This is a genomic window from Acidobacteriota bacterium (genome assembly GCA_016195325.1).
Classification (GTDB): domain Bacteria; phylum Acidobacteriota; class Polarisedimenticolia; order JACPZX01; family JACPZX01; genus JACPZX01.
The window spans coordinates 102770-109427 of the sequence record JACPZX010000101.1; the positions used below are offsets into that span (position 1 = coordinate 102770).

At 67.9% G+C, this 6658-nt stretch carries 5 protein-coding genes; 4 read left to right on the forward strand and 1 reads right to left on the reverse strand.

The genetic code is table 11. The features are described 5' to 3' along the window. The first annotated feature begins 6 nt into the window (after nucleotides 1-6). The 4 genes from HY049_17760 to HY049_17775 are packed head-to-tail and all read left to right on the forward strand — an operon-like array spanning nucleotide 7 to nucleotide 3588. Entirely contained in the window at nucleotides 7-795 is a 789-nt protein-coding gene (locus tag HY049_17760) for an ABC transporter permease (protein ID MBI3450745.1), read from the forward strand. Further along, nucleotides 792-1523 (forward strand): ATP-binding cassette domain-containing protein, encoded by a 732-nt coding sequence (locus HY049_17765; protein MBI3450746.1) that lies wholly within the window; start codon nucleotides 792-794, stop codon nucleotides 1521-1523. The genes HY049_17760 and HY049_17765 overlap by 4 nt, the downstream gene beginning before the upstream one ends. Continuing rightward, complete coding sequence (locus HY049_17770; protein ID MBI3450747.1) at nucleotides 1520-2587, forward strand: MCE family protein; 1068 nt, start codon at nucleotides 1520-1522, stop codon at nucleotides 2585-2587. The genes HY049_17765 and HY049_17770 overlap by 4 nt, the downstream gene beginning before the upstream one ends. A gap of 56 nt (nucleotides 2588-2643) precedes the next feature. Continuing rightward, the gene (locus HY049_17775; protein MBI3450748.1) at nucleotides 2644-3588 is read left to right on the forward strand and encodes a carboxypeptidase regulatory-like domain-containing protein; all 945 of its coding nucleotides are present in this window, start codon (nucleotides 2644-2646) and stop codon (nucleotides 3586-3588) included. Nucleotides 3589-3636: 48 nt separating this feature from the next. On the opposite strand, the gene HY049_17780 is transcribed toward HY049_17775, so the two are convergent. Next, a partial coding sequence (locus HY049_17780) for a TonB-dependent receptor (GenBank protein MBI3450749.1) occupies nucleotides 3637-6658 on the reverse strand: 3022 nt, incomplete at its 5' end.

The window sequence follows — 6658 nt, forward strand, 5'->3', positions numbered from 1 at the left end:
CGGAGCGTGCGGCGGCTCGTCGAAGATCTGGGTGCCAGGGTTCGCGGGACGCTCACGACGGCCGGCGAGATGGCCACGCTGCTGTTCCTGAGCCTGAGGTCCATTCCCGCGCTGATCGGCCCCTCCTCGAGGGTCGTGGCCGGCGTCGCCTTCAGGCAGGTCTACTTCACCGGCAACCAGGCGCTCCCGCTGACGGGGCTGATCGCCTTCCTCCTCGGCGCCGTCGTCGTCATCCAGGCGGTGACCCGCCTCTCGGGGCTGGGCGCGGAGGGTTTCGCCGGCGACATCCTCGTCATCGCCGTGCTCCGCGAGCTGGGACCGCTCGTGGCGGCCGTCATCGTCATCGGCCGCTCCGGAACCGCCATGGCGGCCGAGCTCGCGACGATGCGCCTGCGCGGCGAGATCGACGACCTCGACACTCTGGGGATCGACCCCGTCCAGTACCTCGTCCTGCCCAGGCTCGCCGGCGCCGTCGTCTCCCTCTTCGGCCTGATGGTGTTCTTCGATCTCCTGGCCGTGGTCGGAGGATACGTCGCGCTCGGCTCCCAGACGATGACGCCGCTGCGCTCGTACCTCGATTCGATCCTGCAGGCGATCCAGCCCCGCGATCTGGCACTCATCCCGGCGAAGGCGATCCTGTTCGGCGGGATGATCGCCGCCTTCTGCTGCTACCGAGGCCTGAGCGTGGAGGCCTCGCCCACCGAGATCCCGCAGGCCGCGACCCGTGGGGTCGTCATGTCCCTCGTCGGCATCTTCGTCGCCGACTCGATCCTCGCGACGCTGGTGTACTCGTGACCGGGGCCGCAGGGGATCCGCGGGAGCCGGCGCACGACGAAGCGTTGCTCGTCTCGATCGAGATCGACCGCGGAGCCGAGTCCCCCGCGGCGTGGCCGGGGACACCCATCACGGTCCGGCGGGGAGAGCTTGCCGTCATCACCGGGCCGGCCGGCTGCGGCAAGTCGCACCTTCTCCGCGGCGCGGCGGGGCTCGCGCTCGGCTCCGGCCGCCGCGCCCTCATCTCGCATCACGAGCTCGGAACGATGACCCACCGGAGACGGCGCGAGACGATCGCCGGGGTCCGCCTCTTCTATCTTCCCCAGGACCCGCCCCTCGTCAGCAACCTGACCGTCCTCGAAAACCTCCTCCTCCCGATCCGCTACCTCGGCGAGCGCGACGAGGCCGGGGCCATGGCCGAGGCGCGCCGGTGGCTCGAGGCGTCGGGGATCGCGTGGGCGGCGGCATCCCTTCCCGCGCGCCTCTCAGACGAGAACCGCCGGACCACGGCGCTCCTCCGGGGATTCCTGCGGCGACCCTCCATCGCGCTGCTGGACGATCCCCTTCTGGGGCTCGACGACGACCGTCGCGCGGCGGTCCTCCCCCTGATCCGCGCCGCCCTCGTGGAGACGCGGTGCGCGATCCTCGCGACGTCGTCCTCCCTCGACGGGCTCGAGACCCTCTCCCCTCAAGAGATCCGCATGCCGGCGCGGCACGCGCCGGGGGCCTCCGCCGGAGCGCTCGCGTGAGCGGCAACCCTTCCGCCGCCTCGGGGAGGCTCGAGTTCCAGCGGCAGAACCTCTGGGTCGGGCTCTTCGTGATCGCGACGACGATCGCGTTCGTCCTCGTCGCGGCCTTCGCGGTGCAGGAGCGCGTCTTGAGGCGGGAGTACCGGCTGACCTCCTCGTTCCCGGGGATCGCGGGGCTCAAGCCGGGCGCCGAGGTCTTCCTCCGGGGATTCGCCGTGGGGCGCGTCACCCGCATCGAGCTGTCGACCGATCCCGACGTCCGGTTCGACGTCGAGTTCACGGTCCGGGACGCGGTGAAGCTCATCGCCGGAACGCGCGTGCGGCTCTCCACCCGGGGCTTCGGCAGCAAGGTCCTCGACCTCGTGACGCCGGGCGATCCGTCCGACCCCGAGGCGCCCCCCATGCCGCCGCCGGGCAGGCCCGTCAGCTACCTCGAGGCCGGCGCGAGCGTCCCGGGGACGAGCGGAAGCGATCTCGACGCCCTGATGAGCGACGGGCTGGCCCTGACGCGCCGCATCACGACGACGATGCAGCATCTGGACAGGCTCCTCTCCGAGGACCTCGGCCCGAAGCTGAGCACGACGCTCGGAACGGTCAACGCGAAGCTCGAGTCGCTCACGGGCGAGATGCAGTCCACGCTGAAAGAGGCGCAGTCGGTCCTCAGGCAGGCGGACGCCACCATGGCGGAGGACCGGCCCCGCGTCACGAAGCTCCTCGACAGCGCGTCGAAGGAGATCGACGCCCTCGACGGCGTCACCCGCCGCTCGGACGACGTGATCGCCGGCTTCCAGTCCCGCGTCGAGCCCCTCCTCGACCAGTTCGCCGCGACGCTCGCCGAGGTCAACGGCATCACGAAGACCCTCTCGACCTCCCTCAACGAGGAGGATCTCAAGGCGACGGTCGCCCACCTCAAGGCCATCTCCGAGAAGGGGGATCTCCTGGTCACCGATCTCCAGAAGCACCCCTGGCGCCTCCTGCGGCGGGTGAAGGGGGAAAAGGCGGATCTGATCGAGCAGCTCGAGGCGGAGCGCAAGGCGCGCGAGGCGCCGCCGCCCGCCCCGTGAACCGCCCCGCCCGGCGCTGCTAGACTCGGGGCAGCCCGTCCACGGAGGTGCTCGCGATGGTTCGACGGCGCCCGTCCCGTAACACGATGGTCGTGCTCGCGGCGCTCGCGCTCGCCGCGGGCTGGCGCCCCGCCGGCGCCGGCAACACCGGGAACTTCCAGCTCGACGTGACGGACGCCGCCGGTGCGCCGATTCGAGGCGCCGCCGTCACCATCCTCGACCCCGACAACCCGTCGTTCCGCCAGGACGCCATCACGGACGCGAAGGGGAGGGCCGTCGTGGCCGGGCTGCCGCCCCGGCCGTTCAATTTCCGCGTCACCCGCGACGGGTACCAGGGATACGAGAGCAACTTCGTCTCCGCGGCCGGCGGCGTCGAGAAGAAGAAGGTGACGCTGAAGGCCCTCGAGGCGGTCGCCGCCGCGGCGGTCGAGACGCGCGACCAGCCCTGGGTCGCCGAGTACAACGAGGCCGTCTCGCTCTACCACAGCGACGCAAACGACGCGGCGCTGGCTCGTCTGGACGCGGCGCTCAAGCTGAAGGCGGATTTCCCCCCGGCGATCTCGCTCAAGGGGACGCTTCTCAAGGACCGCGGCCGGTGCGACGAGGCCATCCCGCTCCTCCGGCAGGCGTACGCCCTGGACGCCGGCACGACCGCCGCGCTGGGGCCGCTCGCCGAGTGCCTCGACCAGAAGGGGCAGAAGGAGGAAGCCGAGGCCGTGAGGCGGAAGCTCCCCGCCTCCGCGGCCTCGAAGAGCGATCTTTACAACCAGGCCGTCGCCGCCATCAACCGGGGGGACGACGGGGCGGCCGCGCCCCTCATCGAGAAGTGCCTCGGGCTCGACTCGAAGTTCGCGCCGGCGGTCTACCAGTCGGGGCTGATCCTCTTCCGCAAGGGGGACGTGGCGGCCGCCGCCGCTCGGCTCGAGAACTACCTCGCGCTCGACCCGAAGGGGGAGTTCGCGGAGGAGGCGCGCGGGCTGTTGAAGGCCATTAAGCACTGAGAAAAAAGAGGGGGCTTCGCGCGAAGCCCCCTCCCCTGAAGTGAAGCGCTAGAACGTGAACCGCGTCCCGATCTGGACGGTCCGAGGATCGACCAGCGTGTCTCCCGTCGGCTTCCCGTAGCTGGGATTCCGGACGATGCTCCCGTTCTTGTCGACGGTCAGCTGCTGGTGAAAGACGAAGAGGCCGTGGTTCACCCTGTCCAGCAGGTTGAACGCCTCGGCAAAGACTTCGACCTTCGTCCCCTTCCCGGTGTCGAACATCTTGCTCGCGCGCAGATTGAGGGTGAAGTAGTCGTCGCCGACGCCGCTGCCTCGCGACCCGGCGTATTCGTTCTGGCTGTTGAACCCGTCGCCGTTGAGATCGACGCCCGCGAACCCCTGGTACGCCGTTCGGGTGCCGTACGTGAGGCTACCGGCAGCCTGGAACTGCAGCGGGAAGTGGTAGATGCCATACGCGTTCACGTAGAGGAACTGATCGCCGGAGATCCGGCCCCACTCCGAGTTGATGTTGCCGCCGGTGAAGCGAATGTTCCCGGCCTCGAAGATGTCGACAGGTCCGCCGTCGGTCGGTCCCGTACCCGCGTTGTCCTGGGTTCCGAGAGCCTGCGAGAGGTTCAGGTTGATCCCGAACTCGAAGCTCGGGTACCGCGCCTTCACTCCCGTCTGGAGCGAGATGTACTGGGACTTTCCGTCGGTCGTGAAAAAGTCGGCCAATCCCTCGAAGCTCGACCCGGGGGCGCGCCCCGAGTTCGGATCGACGATCGGGTTTCCGTTCGGATCGAGATCGACCGGGAACGGCGAGTAGCGCCCGCTGTTCCGACCGCGCCAGCTCTGCCGGTAGAGCTGGTGGAATCCGCGCCGGTAGACCAGGTTCGTGTCGAGCGCGAGGCGGGGCGAGAAGACGTGCCCCCACCCGATCGAGAACGCCGACGTGTAGGGGGTCTTCCAGTCCGGTCCCGGCATGAAGACGCCGTCGTTGAATGTCGCGCGCCCGAGAATCGAGCCGAGCTGGTTGAACCAGTCCCGCAGGCTGAATCCGTTCGGGTCGGTGACGGCCGGGTTGAGCCAGTTCGCGAGAGTGAAATCGACCGGAAGGGGCGGAAGACGCGGATCCACGACGGTGCCGGCCAGCAGCTGGTTCGACGTGAGCGTGGCCGGGTCCGTGGGGTCGACCCCCGCGAGCACGGGGAGGGCCGGCGAGAAAAACGGGCTCAGGTTCTGGCGCATGAAGATCCCGAGGTTGTCGAGGAACTTGTCGTAGAACAGACCCCACGATCCGCGCAGGACATCCTTGTCCTCGCCGTTCACGCGGTAGACGAACCCGAGGCGCGGTGAGATGTCCGTGGGGTCCTTCGGCGTGGTGTTGTTGAAGCTCGGGAACTTGACGTTGGGATCGATCTGGAGCCCCGCGGGACGGCCGCACTTCGCGTTGTTGCGGGGATCCGCGATGCAGTCGTAGAAGTCCTGGTTGACCCCCGTCGTGGCGTCCCTGAAGACGTTCTGATCGCTGTCGACGCGGAGGCCGATGTTGAATCGCCAGCGGTCGTTCATCTCCCAGTCGTCCTGCGCGTAGATTCCGTATTGCTCGTACCGGGTGCCGGGAATGAACCCGGGGTTGACGAAGGTCAGGTCGCTGATCGCCTCGACGCCATCGTTCGTTCCGTTCATGTTGGTGTCGCCGTTCGCGATCGAGCCGTTGGGAGTCACGCCCGCGTTGAACGTGATCTGGACCGACGGGTTCGTCGAGGGACCGAGGAACGACGGGAGCATGTCGACCCGGATCACCTCGAGCCCGCCCTTCAGCGAGTGGCGCCCGAGGATCCAGGTGAAATCGTCGCGCATCTGGTACTTGTTCTGGACGGTCTTCTGCGGCGTGTTCACGTTGCGCCCCAGCTCGAAGCTGTCGTAGTCGAGCGTGAGGATGCTCGAGACCGGATCCGTGGCCCGGCTGGTGACGCCGTTCGTGAACGTGATCCTGTTGAACTTGAGCTCGTTGATCATGTTGCCGCGGATGTTCCACTGCCAGTTCACCACCGCCTGGTGAACGAGGTTCGTGGAGTCCCCCTGGTTCTCGGGGTTCGTCAGGCTCGCCCCCTGGTCGTTCTTGAACGTGTTGTCGTCCCGGAACCAGCGGGCCCAGAGCGTCATGTTCTTCGAGATGTTCCAGTCGACCCGCGCGTCGTACTCGTGCCGCTCGAAGTCGTGCGAGACGGTGGTCCCGTTCGCCGAGATCGCGATCGGGAAGTTCGGGTCGAGCCCGGTGGAGAACCGGGTCAAGGCGGAGTTGAGCGCGACGGGGCTCGCCTCGTTCTGCTTCTCCGCGGCGAAGAAGTAGAAGAGCTTGTCCTTGAGGATCGGGCCTCCGACCGAAAAGCCGTACTGTTCGCGATCGGATTTCGCCTTGTCTATCCCGGCGAGATCCTCGCTGTACGTCTTCGCGCGAAAACTGTCGTTGCGGTACGTGCCGAAGACCGAGCCGCCGAAATCGTTGGTCCCGGACTTCGTGATCACGTTGACGACGCCACCCAGGGAGCGACCGTACTCGGCCTTGTACTCGTCCTGGATGATCTCGAACTCCTGGATCGCCTCCGCGGAGACGCCGCCGACGAAGAAACCCACGACGTTGTCGTTGTTGTCGGCGCCGTCGATGGAGATGTTGAGGTTGCGGCCGGCCGAACCGCCCGTGGTGAAGGGGGTGTAGATCCCCTTGTGCTTGGTCGGATCGAACTGACCGCTCGGCGCCTGCTTGACGCCGGGCGCGAGCGAGGCGAGATCGGTGTAGTCGCGGTTGAGGAGCGGGTACGATCGGACCTGGGTCTCGCTCACGACCGTGCTGATCTCGTTCTTCGTCGTGTTGACGATGGGAGCCTCGGCGGTGACCTTCAGCTCCTCCTTGAGCCCCCCTCCGGGCTTCATCTCGAAGTTGAGAGGCACCTTCTGCCCCAGGTTGACGACCACCGTCTTGAGCGGCGCGCCGTACCCCGTGAACGTCGCCTGCACGATGTAGGTCGCCGGAGGGAGCGCGAGAAGCGAGAAGTTGCCGGACCCGTCGGTCGTGACGGCGCGCTCG